At 58.0% G+C, this 18,993-nt stretch carries 19 protein-coding genes and 2 pseudogenes; 4 read left to right on the plus strand and 17 right to left on the minus strand.

What is annotated here, in order from left to right; translation table 11 throughout:
* Window positions 1-62: 62 nt before the first annotated feature.
* The 3 genes from CUJ84_RS26430 to CUJ84_RS26445 all read left to right on the plus strand — a co-directional run bounded on the left by CUJ84_RS26430 (window position 63) and on the right by CUJ84_RS26445 (window position 4,116).
* Window positions 63-1,130, plus strand: coding sequence for an IS110 family transposase (locus CUJ84_RS26430; protein ID WP_105009176.1), 1,068 nt, complete (start codon window positions 63-65; stop codon window positions 1,128-1,130).
* A gap of 273 nt (window positions 1,131-1,403) precedes the next feature.
* Window positions 1,404-2,348, plus strand: a complete 945-nt coding sequence (locus tag CUJ84_RS26440) for an NmrA family NAD(P)-binding protein (protein WP_105008648.1) — start codon at window positions 1,404-1,406, stop codon at window positions 2,346-2,348.
* A gap of 580 nt (window positions 2,349-2,928) precedes the next feature.
* The gene (locus CUJ84_RS26445) at window positions 2,929-4,116 is read left to right on the plus strand and encodes a Fic family protein (protein ID WP_202033030.1); all 1,188 of its coding nucleotides are present in this window, start codon (window positions 2,929-2,931) and stop codon (window positions 4,114-4,116) included.
* 192 nt (window positions 4,117-4,308) lie between these two features.
* Here CUJ84_RS26445 and CUJ84_RS38860 read toward each other — a convergent pair.
* The 12 genes and pseudogenes from CUJ84_RS38860 to CUJ84_RS26510 all read right to left on the minus strand — a co-directional run.
* Window positions 4,309-4,560: pseudogene (locus CUJ84_RS38860) on the minus strand (SDR family NAD(P)-dependent oxidoreductase); the annotation flags it as partial.
* A 76-nt stretch (window positions 4,561-4,636) separates the two neighbouring features.
* Window positions 4,637-5,017, minus strand: a pseudogene (locus tag CUJ84_RS38865) (LysR family transcriptional regulator); the annotation flags it as partial.
* Window positions 5,018-5,040: 23 nt separating this feature from the next.
* Window positions 5,041-5,814 carry an SDR family oxidoreductase gene (locus tag CUJ84_RS26465; protein WP_105008649.1) on the minus strand — a complete coding sequence of 258 codons (774 nt, stop codon included), beginning with the start codon at window positions 5,812-5,814 and terminating at the stop codon, window positions 5,041-5,043.
* A gap of 34 nt (window positions 5,815-5,848) precedes the next feature.
* On the minus strand, window positions 5,849-6,643 hold the full coding sequence (locus CUJ84_RS26470) for an SDR family NAD(P)-dependent oxidoreductase (RefSeq protein ID WP_105008650.1): 795 nt from the start codon (window positions 6,641-6,643) through the stop codon (window positions 5,849-5,851).
* A 164-nt stretch (window positions 6,644-6,807) separates the two neighbouring features.
* A complete protein-coding gene (locus CUJ84_RS26475; protein WP_105008651.1) occupies window positions 6,808-7,698 on the minus strand; it encodes a LysR family transcriptional regulator in 891 nt (296 codons plus the stop codon).
* Between the two features lie 115 nt (window positions 7,699-7,813).
* Window positions 7,814-8,518 (minus strand): IS6 family transposase, encoded by a 705-nt coding sequence (locus CUJ84_RS26480; protein ID WP_105008652.1) that lies wholly within the window; start codon window positions 8,516-8,518, stop codon window positions 7,814-7,816.
* A 70-nt stretch (window positions 8,519-8,588) separates the two neighbouring features.
* On the minus strand, window positions 8,589-8,840 hold the full coding sequence (locus tag CUJ84_RS26485) for an ROK family protein (protein ID WP_105008653.1): 252 nt from the start codon (window positions 8,838-8,840) through the stop codon (window positions 8,589-8,591).
* A gap of 22 nt (window positions 8,841-8,862) precedes the next feature.
* On the minus strand, window positions 8,863-9,666 hold the full coding sequence (locus tag CUJ84_RS26490) for an ABC transporter permease (RefSeq protein WP_245457589.1): 804 nt from the start codon (window positions 9,664-9,666) through the stop codon (window positions 8,863-8,865).
* A 9-nt stretch (window positions 9,667-9,675) separates the two neighbouring features.
* Entirely contained in the window at window positions 9,676-10,863 is a 1,188-nt protein-coding gene (locus CUJ84_RS26495; protein ID WP_105008654.1) for an ABC transporter permease, read from the minus strand.
* Window positions 10,864-10,934: 71 nt separating this feature from the next.
* Window positions 10,935-11,975, minus strand: a complete 1,041-nt coding sequence (locus CUJ84_RS26500) for an ABC transporter substrate-binding protein (protein ID WP_105009179.1) — start codon at window positions 11,973-11,975, stop codon at window positions 10,935-10,937.
* A gap of 37 nt (window positions 11,976-12,012) precedes the next feature.
* Entirely contained in the window at window positions 12,013-13,119 is a 1,107-nt protein-coding gene (locus CUJ84_RS26505) for an ABC transporter ATP-binding protein (protein ID WP_105008655.1), read from the minus strand.
* Complete coding sequence (locus tag CUJ84_RS26510; protein WP_245457590.1) at window positions 13,119-14,489, minus strand: aminotransferase; 1,371 nt, start codon at window positions 14,487-14,489, stop codon at window positions 13,119-13,121. The genes CUJ84_RS26505 and CUJ84_RS26510 overlap by 1 nt, the downstream gene beginning before the upstream one ends.
* Window positions 14,490-14,683: 194 nt before the next feature.
* On the opposite strand from CUJ84_RS26510, the gene CUJ84_RS26515 reads away from it, so the two are divergent.
* Window positions 14,684-15,484, plus strand: coding sequence for an IclR family transcriptional regulator (locus CUJ84_RS26515; RefSeq protein ID WP_105008657.1), 801 nt, complete (start codon window positions 14,684-14,686; stop codon window positions 15,482-15,484).
* A 40-nt stretch (window positions 15,485-15,524) separates the two neighbouring features.
* Here the strand turns inward: CUJ84_RS26515 and CUJ84_RS26520 are convergent, their stop codons facing one another.
* The 5 genes from CUJ84_RS26520 to CUJ84_RS26540 form a co-directional block, all read right to left on the minus strand.
* Window positions 15,525-16,394 carry an amidohydrolase family protein gene (locus tag CUJ84_RS26520; protein WP_105008658.1) on the minus strand — a complete coding sequence of 290 codons (870 nt, stop codon included), beginning with the start codon at window positions 16,392-16,394 and terminating at the stop codon, window positions 15,525-15,527.
* 62 nt (window positions 16,395-16,456) lie between these two features.
* A complete protein-coding gene (locus CUJ84_RS26525) occupies window positions 16,457-16,801 on the minus strand; it encodes a RidA family protein (protein WP_105008659.1) in 345 nt (114 codons plus the stop codon).
* Between the two features lie 17 nt (window positions 16,802-16,818).
* Entirely contained in the window at window positions 16,819-17,142 is a 324-nt protein-coding gene (locus tag CUJ84_RS26530; protein ID WP_105008660.1) for a hypothetical protein, read from the minus strand.
* A 55-nt stretch (window positions 17,143-17,197) separates the two neighbouring features.
* Entirely contained in the window at window positions 17,198-18,625 is a 1,428-nt protein-coding gene (locus tag CUJ84_RS26535; RefSeq protein WP_105008661.1) for an NAD-dependent succinate-semialdehyde dehydrogenase, read from the minus strand.
* Between the two features lie 29 nt (window positions 18,626-18,654).
* Window positions 18,655-18,987: a cupin domain-containing protein gene (locus CUJ84_RS26540; RefSeq protein ID WP_105009180.1), complete on the minus strand. Its 333-nt coding sequence runs from the start codon at window positions 18,985-18,987 to the stop codon at window positions 18,655-18,657.
* Window positions 18,988-18,993 lie beyond the last annotated feature (6 nt).

An 18,993-nucleotide genomic window follows, 5' to 3' on the forward strand; every position in this document is an offset into this window, starting at 1 on the left:
ACTTCCAGCCTTTCGGCTTATCCTATTGGGGTTTCGAAGATCTCAATAAGGGAGTTGGAAGCATGACTGCCTCTTATGAATACCATATCGGGGTCGACTATCACAAATCCTACAGCCACCTGGTGGTTCAGGACAGCAGCGGCAAGACGCTGAGATCCGGCCGGGTGAAGAACGACCGACAGTCGCTGGGCGGGTTTCTCGAACGCTATCGCGAGAACTCGCATGCGGTTGTCGAGGCGACGCGCAACTGGATGGTGATGTACGACTGGCTCGACGACATTTGTGATGATGTCGTTCTCGTCCATCCGCTGAAGGTCAAGGCGATCGCCGACGCCAAGATCAAGACCGACAAGATCGATGCGACAGTCTTGGCACATCTGCTCAGAGCCGATCTGGTACCCGAAGCCTGGGCGCCAAGCGAGAGATCGCGGGACCTTCGCGTCGCGCTACGCGAGCGGATGTTTTACGTGCGCCTGCGCACGATGACGAAAAACCGGATCGTCACGGTGTTCGACCGCTATCCGGAGCAGACGGCGCAATTGAAGAAGCTCGGTGACCTGTTTGGCAAGGCCGGCCGCGTCCAGCTGGCTCAAGTGAACGTCTCTGAGATCGACCGCATCCAGATTGACCGTGGTCTCGCCTTCATCGGCGACATCGACATGCGGATCAAACAGTCGGAAGCAACGATCCGGGCGATGACCAAGGCCAATGCCAACGTCAAGCTGTTGAAGACGATCCCCGGCATCGGCGAGTTCTTCGCCCGGCTGATCGATGCGGAGATCGACGACATATCGCGGTTCCGCCACTCGAAGAAGCTTGCCGCTTATGCCGGGCTTGTGCCCTCGACGTATTCCTCCGGCGGCAAGACCTTCCACGGCAAGATCATCAAGCAGGGCAACAAGTGGCTGCGCTGGGCCTTCGTCGAAGCCGTCGCTCCTGCCATCGCCAGCGATCCACAGCTGCGCGCCCAATACGAGCATCTGAAGATCAAAGGAATAAACAAGGCGCGGGTGGCGATTGCGCGCAAGCTTTTGACGATCACCTTCCAGATCCTGCGTGACCAGCGCGCCTACGAGCCGCGCGGCACCGCCACCATGGAAGGCGCGTCGACGATATCCCGGTTGTCCTGATGGCAGTCTAGCGAGCTCGGCAGGACTGGGCTGCGCTCCTCTAGGAGAATGGGAAACCGGGAGCCGAACGCCACTCTGTGACCGAAGCCAGAAGCGGCATCAGGTCACGCATTGGAGAATGGTTCAAGAACCGAAGGACGGAAACAACCTGTCCAGCGGAAGGAAGAGACTTTAGCCGATCGGCACGAACGCCGGTCAAGAACCAACCGAACCCAAGGAAAAGCCGCCAAATGCAGGTGTTTTGCCCCTTGAGTTCTTTCATTGGAGACTGTTATGCGAATTTCTGTCGTCGGTGCAACGGGACGAGTTGGCGCCAAGCTGACCCGGACTCTGCTGGGCGCCGGGCATCAGGTCAGAGCGTTGTCGAGAGGTGGCCCAGCGCTCGACGCACTGGTCGAGCTCGGAGCAGAGCCGTTCCTGGGAAGCTTTGACACAGGAGCGGGAGACCTTGACCAATTTTTCCAGGACGCAGATGCTGCGTTCCTGATGGTGAAGACCGATTGGAACAACATCGAGGGACACTACCCCGTTGTTGCCCAGCGCTTCGTCGATGCGCTCGAAAAATCCTCCGTCAAACTGGCCGTAAGCCTAACGGCCATGGGTTCGGACGTGAGAGGGAAGACGGGCCATTTCGAGTGCTTTCACCATCTGGACGAAAAGCTCAACGAACTCGACAATATCAATTTGGTCCACTTGCGCGCCGCCTGGTTCATGGAGGATGTGTCGGCGTGGACGGGGCCGGTTGCCAAATACGGTCGAATTGCCTGGTTCTGCAAACCTGATTTAAAGATGCCCTGGGTGGCGACCGATGACATCGCATGGCTGGCAGCGAAGGAACTGGCCAATCCGAGGGGCAGATACCGCGTCTATCTCGAAGTCGGCTCGGAAGAGGTCTCGATGAACGAACTGGCCGTGATCATTGGCAAGGAGATCGGCAGGCCGGTGGAGTACCGATACATCGAGACGACCCGCAAAGACGTGGAAGCTGAATTTCTGGCGCGGTTCGGGACGCTGGAGAAATGGCAGGACGACACCCTCAGTGCTGACGCTTTGAACAGTGGCATCGTAAAGTTCCATGGGGAGCACGAGTATCGTCCGAAATTGCCCACGACGATGGAAGTGTTCATTGGTGACGTTTGGAAGCCGCGTTACCTGGAGTCGGTCAGAGAGGGAGACGAACGAGAGACGTTTGCAATGTGGACCGCCAAAGACTACTAGATTTCGTGTTGGTTCTTTCGAATCATTCCAGCAATCTCCAGTCTTTATTGGGTGCTGCCGCAATTTAAGAATTGCGGCAGACCGCAATTGGCGCGTTTTTGCCATCAATGTTTTAGCGGTACCTCGGGAATGCTTTAGCGCTCTTGGTCAACGTTGGCCAGAGGAGAGTAATCCCGATGAAACGAAACGGTGAGCGATAACGCCATTGGACTCCCGCCATCTCCAGCCGTTGTTAAATATCGGAAATCATTGTTGAGCGGACGACATCTCCCACCGTGTCGACGGTTCGAATCCGTTCAAAGCGACATAACCGGTGTCTGTTGCGGATTTTGCTGACGGGAAAACACAGAAGAATCCAGTGGTTCTTATATCGGTGATTAGCTTGAAGTTTGTGGGCCTCTGCTCATAGCCTGTCGAGGCTTTTGCCGGATACCGCCGGACAGAACCTTAAAAAATTCGGACTCCCTTTATATCGCCATAAACCGGCATGTAAACCGGCAAAACATGGTCAGCTATATACTCATACAGGCTTGATTTTGATCACTTTACAAGCGGCACAGAAACCGGCATTAAATGCGGTATGGATATTGCATTTATGGAGCCGATGGTGCCCTCGGACGACAAGGGCGCCCTTGGAGATAAAGTTTTAACGCTGGTCGGCGAGGCCAATCAGCTGGCTGGTCGTGTTCACCCGATTTTGGCTGGTTCGATTGGTGACCTCGTACGTTCCATGAACTGTTATTATTCGAATCTTATTGAAGGGCACGACACGCACCCACGCGACATCGATCGAGCACTCGCGAACGATTTCTCGGAGGAGCCTGAGCGGCGAGAGCTTCAGCAGGAAGCGGTCGCCCATATCCATGTCCAGAAATTGATCGATATCGGCGACGATCCAGACGTGTGGCCGGCTTCTGCCGCCTATGCATCATGGCTCCATGAAGAGTTTTGCTCGCGCCTTCCCCCAGAGATGCTTTGGGTGTCCAATCGCACGACCGGAGAACGTGTGCCAATCATTCCTGGAGAGTGGCGAAACCGGGACGTCCAAGTTGGCCGCCATCTGCCACCCGAGCCAATTGATTTACCGCGTTTCATGGTCCGCTTCGATAAGGCATATCAGCATCCTCCATTAACCCGGTCTCAGCAGCTCCAATCTGTGGGTGCCGTCCATCATCGCTTTCTTTGGATACATCCTTTCCTCGATGGCAACGGCCGTGTGGCGCGTCTGATGTCGCACGCGCTCTTGAAGCGCCTTGGCGTCGGGACGAGCCTCTGGTCGGTTGCCCGGGGTCTCGCGCGAGAGGAAAAGAAATATAAGGCGCTACTCATGGCTGCCGACGGTCCGCGTGCTGGCGATCGCGACGGAAGAGGTAATCTCACCCATCGGGGGCTGGTCGCTTTCTGTGACTTCTTCCTTGACCAGGCGATCGACCAGATCCGGTTTATGAGCGGCCTAATTGAGACCGACAAGCTGCTCATGCGCATCGAAATCCACATCGAGGAAGAAATTCGCGCCAAGAAGCTCCCCAAGGGCAGTTTCCAGGTCCTTCGCGAGGCTGTTCTGGCTGGCGAGGTGGAGCGCTCGAAAATTCAAATGATTACCGGCTACGAGGAGAGGGCGGCGCGTAACGTCACATCGGCGCTCGTCGAGCGGGGGATGCTTTCCGCTACCTCGCATAGGTCACCGCTTCGCCTCGCCTTCTCGGCGGACACGGCCGAGCGGTGGTTTCCAAACCTCTATCCAGCCAATGCGGGGTCAGGCAAATGAAGGATCAGACAGTCATCCTCGTCAACCCGGCTCTGGTCTGGGTCTTGCCATCGTGTCGGAGATTGCAGCGGTGTACGATCTGACGCTCACGTTGGAAAACCGCGTGGAAGGTGGCTTCCGTGCGAAGGTCGTCTTCCCTGACGCCGTCGCCTCTCAAACGCTCTTTTCCGGACAACCGGCGGCGACATAACATATTCCTAGGGGATTGACGCCATCTGTCCGCGTCTGCGTCATGCCGAGCAGTCCAGACTTCGAAGAGCCATAGGGCACGGCGGTCGGGATGCGGACGTAGGAGGTAAGCGAGCAGAGCTTTATAATGCTTCAGCCTCCAGGCTGATTTGACATCCAACGTGCTGCGCCTTGCGACCAGAAGAACGCGCCCTTGAGGTTGGTCCCGATGATCTTATCCCAGAGTTCGTCGACATCGAGCGATGGAGATACCTGTCACATCCTGGGCGCTCGTGATGCAGGTCCTGCCAAGGGCCTCGATCGCCAGCTAGCGAGTGTTTGGTCAGCCACGCTATAACGGCATTCTCGCAAGTAGCTGCGTGTACGCGGCGATCCTACGGGATATAAACTCGGTGAAGATCCACACGCGCGTTGTCTTGCGGGTCTCGCCTTGCGTGAGAAGCCAGAGCGTTCCCTATTGGTGCAGGTCGCTGCCTGGCACCCTCACCAGTAGCGGATCGGCGTCTCCGACAAAGCACGGCAACGCCGTGATGCCGATCCCTTGTCGTACGCCGAAATCTGAGAATCGAAGTCCGTGGTCCTGAACGAAACCCCGTTGTACGAGCCTCACCCTCGCTGGCCCAGCCCGGAACTCTATGCCCGCTTACGGCGATCCATCTGGGATCGGGAGCACCCGCACGCCAGGCGGCAGGAGATCGCGGGACAGGTACGGCAAGCTGAATGCACGGGCGCTGCTCAGAACTGCCAATCGACGAGCGTCTCGCCGCCGGAGACCTCAAGCACCGTGCCCGTGACGTAGGGATTGGTCATCAGGAACACAGCCGCATGGCCGACATCGGCGGGATACCCAATCCTGCGGGCCGGGAAATTATCGCGCACCCTCTCACGGACGTCCGCCGCATCTGTTGGAGATAAGAAGTTCCATAGGTCGGTGTCGATGAACCCGGGACGAATGGCATTCACCCTGATGGGTCCGAGTTCGAGTGCCAGCGAGCGGGCCAGCGCCTCCACAGCGGCAAAAGTCGATGTGACGGCCGTCATGCCAATCTTCGGGCGTGCTGCGATCCCTCCTGTAAGAAAGGTGATGGATCCTTCGGAGGAAAGTTTTGGGGCTGCATAGCGTGCACATGCCCAGGAGCCGAGAAACTTACTATCGGCATAGCTGCGCACACCTCGCATGTCTTCGTCCATGAATGCACCCCAGCTGCCGTCGGTCGGGCCCGCAGCGACGAGCAAATGATCCAGACGGCCGATAGCGCCAAAGGTAGCCCGAACCGCATCCTCGTCGCCGATGTCTAGTACCAGCTGCTCGAAAGGCGCGAGCTCCGGGTGGTTGGCTACAGAGGGCGAGCGCCGGCTGGCGACTGTTACACTCGCTCCCGCCGCGTGAGCGGCCTGAGCCATGCCGAGCCCTATTCCTGTTTTTCCGCCGACGACGACCACGCGTTTTCCGGTGAGATCATAGGAAGGTGAATGTGGACGCTTCAATTCGTTCTGTGATGTGGTCATAGTAAGTTTCCTAACAGCTACGGTTCTGGATGGATCAGGCGATCTGCCTAAGCACGCCACCGTCAACGCGCATGGCGGACCCGGTCGTACCGGATGCTTGCTCCGAGCAAAGATAGACGACCATGTTGGCTACCTCTTCCGTGCTGGTGAACCGATTGATGAGGGTTGTCGGGCGCATTGCCTTCAGGAATTGCTGTTCTGCCTCTTCCTGGGTGATCCCCTGTTCACGGGCGGTCCCTGCCATCCAGTTCGACATGATTTCTGAATTCGTCGGACCCGGAAGTACCGAGTTGACAGTTACGCCCGTCCCGGCAACGGTTTCCGCAAGCCCTCGCGAAATCGCCAGCTGGGCAGTCTTGGTCATACCGTAGTCGATCATATCCTTCGGAATGGCGAGTGCGGATTCGCTGCTGATGAACACGACGCGGCCCCAGCCACGCTCGGTCATCTTCGGCAAATAATGACGTGCCGCGCGAACGCCGCTCATAACATTGAGCTGAAATAGACCCAGCCAGTCTTCGTCAGTGAGATCCGAGAAGGGTTTGGGGTTGGCTGTGCCCGCGTTGTTGATGAGGATATCAGTATTGGGGGCTTTGGCAGCGAGAACCGCGCTGCCCTCCTTGGTGGCCAGATCCGCAACGACGCCGGTGATCTCGACGTCCGGGAAGAGCGCCTTGACCTCAGCCACCGCGGTGGCGACCCGGCCCTCGCTACGGCCATTGACAACGACTGACGCGCCAGCGCGCGCCAAGCCCTCTGCAATCGCCCGACCAATGCCGGCAGTGGATCCGGTGACGACTGCTTTGCGCCCTGCAAGTGAAATGTTCATGATCGTTCTTTCTGATTGCGACGATCATTCTTCATAGCGCATGCTAGAAACAGCGATAATAAGCCAAATCAACATGATATTGATATTTTAATGGAATAAATGACGACCATGCTTCGTCTACGAGCGTAGCGATTACCGGACTTCTCACAGGGCGTTATGATAAGTCAGAACAGCCCTTCCAGCGATGCGGCTAAAAAGTCAGTTACGCGTCGGACCCGCGCGGAAACCAACCGACGTTTGGGCCAGATAAAGCTGACGTCTCTGGTGTCCCGGACATAGTCGGTGAGGATTGTCACCACGTCGGGATGCGAAAGCTCTTCGACGAGGGACGCCTTGGTGAACATGCCGATGCCGACGCCGGCAAGCACACCCGCACGGATCGTCTCCATGCTGTTGGAGGTGAGGTTTCCGCGCACAGCCACGCTAAAATGACCTTTCGGGCCGACGAATGGCCAATTCGCCGACTCCTCGAAGCCGCCGTAAACGAGACAATTATGACGTGCAAGCTCGGCAGGCTCTAAAGGGACACCGTGCTTTTCGAAGTATCGGCGCGAGCCTACGCACACGAGAGGGGTCTTTGCCACGCGCCTGACGACGGCATCGGGCTCCTCGACAGCTCCCACTCTTATCACCAGATCGATCCGATCCTCGACCATGTCCCGCCGAAGATCCGATAAAACTAGATCCACTTGGAGATTAGGATATTCGGCCAGCAAATTCGGAACGACGGGCAGAATATGAAGTCGACCGAACGTGGTGGGTACCGCAATGCGGATCGATCCCGACATGTCGGCGCCGCTGCCCATGGCTTCTCGATTGGTGTCTTCGATCTCCTCGAGCAAAGGTTTCATTCTGTCGAAGTATCTTCGTCCCTGATCAGTCAAGGTAACGTTTCGGGTGCTGCGATTAAAGAGTGCAACGCCCAGACGATTTTCGAGCGTACCGATCGCTTTGCTCACTGCCGGCTGTGACGTGCCGGTTCTCCGGGCGGCTGCCGTGAAACCGCCCGTCTCGACGACTGCAAGGAACACCTCGAGCTCGGAAAGCCGATCCATCTTATTACCTTACGATATAGAAGGTCGCCAGACCTCCGACCATTCGAGCATATAATTTTACACGGAGTTGTCACGTTATCGAGCGTGAGCGGTGTTTGTCGCAAGCCGTCTGCAATCAAGCGGTAGCGCCGGTGACGGCCTTCCAGTGCGCTATTGCGCGGATGCGATGAATGTGGGTGGACAGCGCGGATCGTTTATGACTTGGGGGGACGAAGAGATTTCGAAGCGCGGAGAAGATCGAGATGAAGCGCTGCAGACTTCCCGGTGATCGGAAGCCTTGCATCGTCCTCTCCCGCTTCCGCAGTGGCAGATGGGAATTTTCCGCTCGATTATTGAGACCCTTGTGGGATCGGTGCTCGACAGCCGGCATAACTTCTCGCTTGGCCGCGCCATACGAGCGGAGCTTGTCGGTGATGATCCGCTTGGGCGGCATGCCTGCTTTCTTCAATAGCCTGACGAGCAATCGCTTGGCGGACTTCGTATCGCGTCGGCTCTGAACAATCTCGTCGAGAACATAGCCATCTTGATCAACGGCACGCCAAAGCCAGTGCTTCTTGCCTGCGATGGAAATCACCACCTCGTCCAGATGCCAGACATCCCGGCGCGACGGCCGCCTGCGACGGAGTAGCTTTGCGTATGCCGGTCCGAATTTCCGACCCCATCGCCGGATCGTTTCATACGAAACGACAACTCCGCGCTCCAGCAGCATCTCCTCGACAAGGCGTAAGGTCAGCGGAAACCTGAAATACAGCCAGACCGTGTTCGAGACGATCTGTTGCGGGAAACGGTGGCGCTTGTAGCTGACGGCAGGACTCTTCATTCCACCGTCTCTATGTCCAATTCACTGACGCCGCGTTTATGTGACAACACCCCTCGACGGCATCGATCTTTCAGTCGCAGCGGGCGAAGTCGTGGTTATTCTGGGCGCCTAACTGGGCACGGCGGTCTTTCACTGGTGCCTTGCATGGCACCACCTTCACGTCCTTGAAGGGACCCATGGCATCGCGTCTGATGACGGTATGAATGCGTTCCGAAAGCAGGTCGAACGCTTTCGACACTCCGCCGCCCATCACCACGATGTCGGGGCTGAAAATGTGGATCAGGCCCGTGAAGCCGACACCGAGGTAGTGCAAGAATGTCATTTGCCGATGCCGATTCCTTTCCTCACTTCAGCTTGCGTTTGAATAATGTGGAGGCCGACAGCAGGAGCATCGAGCAGACAACGACGATAGTTGCCGCCGCTGCGATCGTCGGCGTCAATGTATCGCGGGCTGCTGTGAACATTTCGCGAGGCAGCGTCCGCTGCCCCGGACCTGCTAAAAATACGGTAACAACCACCTCATCCAGCGACGTTGCAAATGCGAAAACGGCACCGGAGGCAACACCCGGCAGGATGATTGGCAAAGTCACCTTGCGGAAAGCGAGTAGGGGTTTTGCCCCCATGCTCGAAGCTGCCCAGAGTAATCGGCGATCGAGCGATGTCAGCACTGCCGAGACACTGACAACGACGAACGGCACCGCGAGGGCGGTGTGGGCCAGCACAAGTCCCGTATAAGTGGCTGTGAGCCCCAGCGTCGAGAACAGGAAATACATACCAACGCCGACGATAACGACCGGAGCGATCATCGGGATCAGCAATAGAGCACCGATGAGCCGCTTTCCCGGGAGTTGAGGCGTTGCGAGGCCCAGCGCTGCCATGGTTCCGAGCGGCGTTGCGATCGCAGTCGTTGCAATCGCCAGCATAACACTGTGATAGAAAGCGTCTGTCCATGTATCCGTTGTTAGAAATTGCGCATACCAGTGAAGAGAAAGGCCCTTGATCGGATAGGTGAAATCGCCGCCTGCGTTAAACGAAAACATCACGATCACGATTAGCGGGGCGATCAAAAATGCAAGTATAAGCGTGGAGAAAATCCCCAGGCTCAGGCGGCACGCGATGCTTGCAGCTTTAGGGGGAGTTCTGCCCACTGGTCTCTCCTAGCTTTTGCTCGAGCCGCCGCGCACCATAAGGTTTTGCAGCGTATAGAGAGCGAGTGTCAGGGACAAAAGGATCAGGCCAAGTGAGGAGGCAAGCCCCCAATTCAGAGTGCTGGTGGTGAAGAGCGCGATATAATAGCTGATCATCTGGTCGCCGGGCCCGCCGACGAGCATGGGCGTGATGTAAAAACCAAGAGAAACCACGAAAACCATGAGCATCCCGGCCATCATGCCGGGCAATACCTGCGGGATATACACACGGCGGAAAGCATAGAGCGGACGAGCACCTAGAGAAAGGGCTGCACGGTATAACCGCGGATCGATCGACCGCATCGAACCGAGCAACGGAAAAATCATGAAAGGCAGCATGACATGGACCATCGCTATGATCACTCCAACGCGATTATACAGCAGTTTCAGCGGGCTATCGATAATCCCCATATCCATTAGCAGCGAGTTGATGACGCCACGGTCCTGAAGCAGCGCAAGCCATGCCGTCGTCCGCACGAGAATGGAGGTCCAGAACGGCAACAGTACGAAAAGCAACAATACATTGTGGATCTTTGGGGTCTGCCGCAGCAGGAATATGCACAACGGGAAGGCAAGCACGAGAGTGATGATGGCCGTGCTGAAGGCTATGATGAAGGTGCGAAGAATGATCGATCGGTAAAGCGTACCATCCGGACGGAGGGAGCCGAGCCCTTTTTCGTAGTCGTACTTTAGATCGACAGCCGACAGAAGGTGGTAGGCGCCAATGGGCCCCGCGGCTCGTTTCATCGCCTGCCAAGTGGAATTTTCCGACCATTTTGATTGTATTGCCACCAGCGAGCCTGCCGCACCAGAATCGATCTGGCGTTTTGTCGTCTGCAGCAGCGCCCGAAAGCCAGCATCCTCATAGGACAGGCGCCGACTGAGCGAGGCAAGTTTTGCCCTGTCGACACTCTTAAGATCGGCAATAAGCGCCGGCTCGGCCTCGTCGGGCAACCCGCGGCCATTCCAGTTTGCAAGAACCGAAGCCGTCAGCGGCAAGGCTGCCCCTAGCTCAGGATCGGCAACGCTGCGCCATAGCAGCATGCCGGTCGGCACGACGAATGTGGAGAGCAAAAACAGAAACAGCGGGGCAATCAGCGCATAGCCGCGCCACATGGAACCTTTCGCACTGCGCAAGGGGTTGAATGTTGCCGTCATGTCGAGCCTCGAACTTCATTTGGACCAGGGAAGCCCCCGCGTCACCTGATGGCGTCGGGGGCTGGCGCGACTTACTTGGCGGCCCATTCAGCCCAGCGGGCGGTCAAAGCATCGATGTTGTCGATCCAGAATGCATCATCGATTTTCAGGACATTCTTCGCGTTTTCCGGTGCAGTCGGAAGATCGGCGCGCAGCTTGGGATCGATCATGTCGAAAGCCTTTGCCGATGTAATACCGATCGGCTGCACTTCGGGTAGGTGGCTTTGCGGCTCGGCCTCGCCGGCATATTTCAGAAGGTCATAGGCCGCATCCACATTGGGAGAAGTCTTCAAGATGACCCAACTGTCGACTGTCTGCAGGGACTGATCCCAGACAATCCCAAATGGCTTCTTGTCCTTGTTGATGGCATTCGTCGCCCGCCCGTTGAAGGACGAGGTCATCACCACTTCGCCGGAAGCCAGGAGCTGCATCGGCTGTCCGCCCGATGACCAGAATACAAGCGACGACTTGATGGTATCCAGCTTTGCAAAGGCGCGGTCTACACCTTCGGAGTGAGAGAGAGTCTTGTAGACATCCGCAGGCGCCACGCCGTCGGCGAGGAGGGCGAACTCAAGGTTGGTCTTCGGCGACTGGCGTAGTGCGCGCTTTCCCGGATATTTTGCGAGATCGAAGAAGTCGGCCCATGTGGGTGCTGTTTGAACCTTGGTCTTGTCGTAGGCAAGAACGTGGTTGTAGATGGCAGCGCCAACGCCACATTCACTGACAGCGCCCGGTACGTAATTGTCCTTACTACCAAGCCGGTTGATGTCGAGCGGCAGCACGAGCCCTTCCTGGCAAGCGATCTGCAGTTCCTCGCTTTCGGCGATCACGATATCCCAACCGCTGTCGCCGGCTTCCACCTTGGTGCGGAGAACACCAATACCGTTATCCCAGGTGTCCTCGACGACCTTTTTTCCGGTCTTCTTTTCATACGGTGCAAAGATCGAGTCATGTTGCGCCTGCTGAAACGTCCCGCCGTTGGAGACGATCACCAGGTCCCGGGCGGAGGCCTGAGTGAACGGCATTCCGCCGACGAGTAGAGCGGTCATCAAAAGTCCAGTTTTCTTCGACATGCAATTCCCCTTTTTCGTTTTTAGATAGGCTGTCATTTCAGAGGAGGATCAATGCGTCCTCTTCCTGAATCGTCATCGCAACTGTCTCGCCCGATTGCCGCAGTTCGGCGCCTTCCTGGGGTTTGACCTTGAGCTGGAGCGCCTGCCCACCATCAAGGGCGACATGCAGGCGGATATGATCTCCGTGGAAATGCTGATCGACCAGCCGACCCCTGAGGCCGTTGCCGGGTCCACCTTTCACGCCGATTGATTCCGGGCGCACCATCAACGCCGCCTTTGCGCCGCTGACGACGCCCTCACCAGCGCGGCCTCGCAAGATGGAGCCGCAGCTGAGCTGGATGTCGGCAAATCCTTCAGCACATTGGGTGACCAGACCTTCAAGGGTATTGGTCTCGCCCAGAAACGTCGCTACGAAGCGGTTTCTCGGCCGCTTGTAGATTTCGACCGGAGAGGTGATCTGCTGGATCTTGCCTTGATGGAACACGGCAACTCGATCCGACATGGTCAGCGCCTCGTCCTGATCATGGGTCACATAGACGAAGGTGATACCCATTTGCTGGTGGATCTGCTTGATCTCAAGCTGCATCTGTTCTCGTAGCGCCTTGTCGAGCGCACCGAGCGGCTCGTCCATCAAGACCATCCGCGGCCGATAGACCAGCGAACGCGCAAGGGCCACACGCTGTTGTTGCCCGCCGGAGAGCTGTATCGGATAGCGATTTGCGTAGCTGCCGAGATGGACGAGATCCAGAGCCTCCGCCACGCGTCGGCGTCTCTCCTCCGGCGCTATTTTGCGCACTGCCAGTGGAAACTCGATGTTCTCAGCGATCGTCATGTGCGGAAATAGCGCGTAGCTCTGGAACACCACGCCCATATCGCGCAGGTAGGGTGGCAGACCGGTAATATCATCGCCATCCATCAGGATATTGCCCGATGTCGGCCATTCGAAACCTGCCAGCATCATCAAGGTTGTCGTCTTGCCTGAACCGCTCGGCCCGAGAAGGGTCAGAAATTCCCCTCTGACAATATCCAGATCGAGGTCGTCGACGACCAGACTATTGGAATCATACCGCTTCGACACCGAACGAAAGGATGCAATCGGTTGCGATCCAACAGCATTGTCCGGGTTGCGGTTTACTTGGTTCATCAGTCAATCAGCTCCTGTATGAAGGCGACGCTATCGGCCACCGCAGCCACGATCTCACGGATGTCGGCTTCGGTCGCGATCAGCGGCGGTGAAAGCACGAGGCTTGGCCCCAGCGCACGCAACAGCACGCCGCGCTCCTTGATGGCGTTCGCGATGCGGCCGGCAACATTCGCTTCCATGGGGAAGGGAAGGCGGGCGGATTTGTCACTGACAAATTCGACCGCCGCCATCAGGCCGACGCCACGAACATTACCGACGATGGGCATATCACCGAGCGACCGCAAGCCATCTTGCAACAACGGCGCCAGCGAACGCACGCGGGCGCAGATGTCCATCTCATCATAGATGCGCAGCGTTTCCATCGCGACAGCAGCACCTACAGGATGTCCACCATAGGTATAACCATGGCCGAAACCATTGAATTGCTGTGTGAAGTCCGCGATCGCCTGATATACCCGGTCATTGATCATCAGTGCGGAGATGGGAAAATAGGCAGATGACAAGCCCTTGGCGCAGGTCAGCATGTCGGGTTCGAGCCCGTAGAGCTGCGAGCCCCAATACTGGCCTGTCCTGCCAAAACCACAGATCACCTCGTCTGCGACAAGCAGAATCTCGTGCTTGCGGAGGACCTTCTGCACGGCATCGAAATAGCCCTCGGGCGGGACCATGACACCGCCGGTGCCCATCACAGGCTCGGCGAAAAAGGCAGCGATCGTTTCCGGATCTTCTTTGATGATCAGCGCCTCCAGCTCACCGGCAAGCCGCTCGGAATAGGCAGCCTCGGTCTCACCTTCCTGCATGCCGCGATAGGTGTCGGGGCATGAAACATGAAGGAAGCCCGGGAGTGGTAAGCCGTATCCATTGTGCATGTTCGGCAGACCAGTCAGGCTGGCAGCAGCAATCGTGGTGCCATGATAAGCTTTGGTTCGTCCGATGATTTTGCGCTTTTCAGGCTTTCCAATTGCAGCAAAATAATACCAGGCGAGTTTGATCGCCGTATCCACAGCCTCGGAACCTGAGGACTGAAACATAACTTTTGACATGGGCGATGGTGCGCGCTGCAGCAGCGCCTCAGCCAGATCAATCACCGGTTCGCTAGTGCGGTGCGCGAAGGTCTGCGTGTAGGGAAGTTTGCGCATCTGGCGGCAAGCCGCGTCGATCAGGCGTTGCTCGGAAAAGCCGAGTGAAGTGCACCACAAGCCCGCCATTCCGTCGATGAAATCTCTTCCATTGTCATCGCGTATGCGAACGCCGTTTCCGCTGTCGATAATCATCGGGCCGATTTGTTCATGGGCCCGGAAATTGGTTTGCGGGTGAGCATGGGACTGGATATCCCTGCTGTGTGGTGAGTTATCCAAGTTAGAAAGCACTAGAATTCTCCCGTTGTCGTTTTGTTGTACGAAATGATGTTTCGCATTGCAAGACAAAACTTGAGGAATTATGCTGCACTGATATCGACCGCGGAGATCACGGTCACGCTTGTGTCGAGCCGACCGAATCGATACCAATGCAATTAGAGATGTGCTTGTGGATCGCTGCGGCATAGCTTCAGGAAAACGGACAAATGGATATCAAAACCCGCTCGGATGGCAGCGTAAAATCGGTTCAACTGGCTTTCGACGTGCTCGAGGCCGTGGCTGCATCGCAGGAAGAGGTCGGCGTCAGTGAACTGGCGGCTCATCTCGGCACCACAAAGGGCACGGTGTTCCGCCACCTGCAAACGCTAATGGAACGCGGATATGTCGACCAGAACCAGACATCGTCGCGTTACAAGCTCGGTATGCGATCTTATTTTATCGGCCAGACGGCGGCTGCGCGCATCGAGATCCTGTCGGCCTCGACGGAAGCCGTTTCGGCGCTTCGCGACGAGATCGGCGAGACGGTGGTCGTGTCCGCGCTGCGCGGGACATCGCTGATCGTCCTGCGCACGGTCTTTGGCAAATCCACGCTTGAGATCGGTGTGCGCGAGGGCAGCGAACTCGTCCTCCATGGCACCGCGCAGGGTAAGATTGCGCTGGCCTTCAGCCGCAAGCCGCTCTTGCAGGGCGTGCTGCGCAAGGGACTGGAGCCGATCACGGAACACACGATCACAGATCCGGCCGCATTCGACAAAGAGCTGCAGCTCGCCCGCGCGCAGGGGTATGTCACCGCGGCAAACCAGGAGACCTTCGGCATAAACGCTCTTGCTGCGCCTATCCTTGACCAGACGGGCGATCTGGTGGGCACAATTGCGATTGTCGGTTCGGTCCAGAATATCAAGCATGACCCTAGTCACAAGCAGGTCGAAGCCCTGCTGAAGGCGAGCCTGCGCATTTCCTGGAACCTAGGCTACGACAAGATGACGGTCTCCGGTCGCCAGCCTTGATATAGCTGGTGACGGGCCACCCGACAGTTCCCATGCCGGTTCAAAAGCCGAACAAGTGTGCCGGATTGTCCACCAAAATGCGCCGTGCGGTCGTTTCGTCGCCTGCGTAGCGAAACAGCAGGTCCATCAGGTCTCCATCATTCGGCGGCTGCGTCTTCGAGAGTGGATGCGGCCAGTCGCTGGCCCAGATCACTCTCTCGGATGCTGCGTCTATATAGGACCGGGCGATCGGCACGATGTCATTCCATGGCGTTCCTGTTAGTGACAGCTTGTGCCCATTCGACAGCATGACCCAGACATTGCCGCGCCGGAGAAGGTCTCGCACCTTGCAAACAGTCGGCCCGTCCACACCCTGGATAAGATCAGGGCGGCCCATGTGGTCGATCACCACGGGGATATCGAGGTTCTGATAGAGCGCCACATGATCCAGAATGCCGCTCTCGCCTGGCTGGATCTTGATGTACCAACCGAGTTCAGCCGCCCGTGCCACGGCGCGCGCGAATTTCTGCGGGTCCGGGGCCAGATTGACGGCTTTGAGGAAATTGAAGCGGGCACCGCGAATACCGGCATCGTGCAATGTTTGCAGCACCGCATCGCTTGCCTCGTTCAGCACCGCACCGATCGCGCAACCCCGGTAGTTGCCGCCGGAAGCAGAAAGTGAATCCAGCAATGCGCTGTGGTCCATGCCATAGGTGGTTGCCTGCACGATGACGCCGCGTTCGATGTGAAGGGCCTTGTGCATGCGGCGCGCCTCGGCAAATGTCGCCTGCGGCATCGTGTAGGTGGCACCCGGGCGCGAGGCATACCGCGCTTCCGGCCCAAATACATGGAACTGACTGTCAATCGCACCCGAGGGCACAGCAAACGATGGCGGCCGGGGATCGGCATCGAAAGGGAAATAGCCGGTCAAGTTTGGGCTTCCCCTGCCGCTCCGGTGCGGAGCACCGCCGTAAAATCGCACTGGATTTCGATTTACCCTTCAAGCTGCGCCTGGAGGCTGTGGCGCGCAGGTCTGCTGGTTTCATCGGGAAACAGCGCCAGCCATTCGCGATTGAGTGCCTCGCGGTTGGAGCGATCCCGCATCCATACGGTCACCTTCAGAATGTCATTTGTCGATCCGCCGGCGGCCTCGACGATGGCGCGCATATGACCGAACATGAAAAAGGTCTGGGCGTCGATCCCTTCGGCAATCGTTCCGGCTTCGGGATCGACACCATTGATTATGCCAGACATCACGATATCGCCGATGCGGGACGCATTCGGGATCGGGTTCTTGTGGCGAAATCCCTGAATATGGACCGACCTTCGATCTGTCATCTGAATGCTCCTTCACATTACCGCGTATAGAGTTCCAGTGCGCCGATCAGGATCAGCGCGCCAACAACGATCCAAGTGACAGCCCGGATGATTGTCCGGTCGTGATGAACGCTTATGTCGCGCTGCCGCACCATGGCGAGCGCAAGCTCAAGTGCTGCTTCGTCCGGAATGTCGAATCTCTGGATCTTATCCTTCAACACGAGGTCGATGTAGGCCCGGTTCGCCTGCCGACCGACGACACAGCCGGTTGCACCGGTGAGCCAATGCGCGAACATATCCGTCTCGTCTACCGTAAAGCGCAGGGCGGGCCGGGCATTGACGGAAAGATGCGCATACTCCAAACCCGCCTCCCTTGCCCGCCTTGCCCGCCTTGCCCGCCTCGCCCGTTCTGCCTGTTCAGGCGCCCACTTGGCTGATAAACTTTGTGGCCAGATAGGCCTGCAGGCCCTCGGAGCCGCCCTCGCTTCCATGGCCGCTGTCCTTGATGCCGCCAAAGGGCGTTTCGGGAGCGGCAAGGCCGAAATGGTTGATGGAGATCATCCCGGATTCCACATCGTCGGAAATGCGTGCGATGTTGGCGCTTGACCTGGTGAACGCATAGGCCCCGAGCCCGTAGGGCAGGCGGTTGGCCTCGGTGATCATGTCGGGCAGCGAGGTGAACCGGTTGATGACAGCGACAGGGCCGAAGGGCTCCTCATGCATGATACGGGCCGAAAGTGGCACATCGGCAAGCACCGTCGGAGCGTAGAAAGTACCCTCGTTGCCGATGCGCTTACCGCCAGTCACCAGCGTTGCGCCCTGCTCGATGGCATCGCGGATAAGACCGTCGACGGCATCGATCCGGCGGGCGTGGGCAAGCGGGCCCATTTGGGTTTCCGCTTCACTGCCATTGCCAACCACCAGCTTGCCCGCGATATCCGCAAAGCGGGTGACGAAATCCGCATGCAGGGGGGCCGCCACCAAAAAGCGGGTGGGAGATGTGCATATCTGTCCGGCGTTGCGAAACTTCATGCCAGCGCCGAGCGTGCTGACGGCGGCAGGATCCGCATCGTCGCAAACGATGAATGGCGCGTGGCCGCCAAGCTCCATCGTCGTGCGCTTCAGATACTGGCCTGCCAGTGACGCGAGATGACGACCGACCGGCACGGACCCGGTAAACGAGATCTTGCGGATGATCGGAGAAGGGATGAGATGGCTGGAGATTTCGGCGGGTATGCCGAACACGAGATTGAGCACGCCTGGAGGCAAACCGGCTTCCTCGAAGCATTCAACCAGTGCGATGACGGAGCTCGGGGTTTCCTCCGGTGCCTTGGCGATAATCGTGCAGCCTGCCGCCAGCGCTGCGGCTATCTTGCGGACGAGCTGCCCGCAGGGGAAATTCCACGGGCTGAAGGCGGCGACCGGACCGACGGGCTCCTGAATTGCCATTTGCCGGGCGCCCGGCAGGCGAGAAGGGATGACCCGGCCATAGGCCCGGCGCGCTTCTTCCGCATACCATTCGATGATATCGGCAGTCGCGCTGGCTTCCAGTCGTGCCTCCGCCAGCGGTTTTCCCTGTTCGCGGGTGATGGCGGCCGTGATGGCTTCACCGCGCGCGCGAACCAGAGCTGCGGCCTTCAGCAGCAGACGCGAGCGTTCATAGGCGGTGGTCTTGCGCCAGGTGGCAAAGCTGCGACCGGCCGCCTCCAGCGCCGTATCGAGATCGGCCACCTCGGCAATGGCGACCTCGCCGGTCTGCTGCGATCTGGCCGGATCCATGACCCTGCCGCGGCGTGTGCCGCTTCCGGCCGTCCAGACACCATTGATGAAGAGGGATTTGGTCATGGTAAGCTCCTTAACGAGACAGGCGGCAATCAGGCATATTCCGGCCGGGCCGGCGTGAAGATATCGAGGTTGAGAACGGGCTGGTCGCCGATGACTTCGGCATAGTGGATGACATCACCGGGGATCTTCGCCACACCACCAGGCCCCAGCCGAACCACGCTGTCGCCGATATGAAAATCGACAAGACCGGACATGATGTAGACGATCTGCTCGTGCGGGTGGGAATGGGGCCGGGTTTCATGCCCGGGCTGAAGCAGATGCAGGGCCAGCGTCGCGCCGTCTCCCGAAAAAGCCTTGCGCTGAATTCCAGGGCGCACGGGCGTCCATTCCATCTTTTCCCAATCGACACTGTGAACATCCATGATCAT

This window comes from Rhizobium leguminosarum (genome assembly GCF_002953715.1).
Taxonomy (GTDB): Bacteria; Pseudomonadota; Alphaproteobacteria; order Rhizobiales; family Rhizobiaceae; genus Rhizobium; species Rhizobium leguminosarum_V.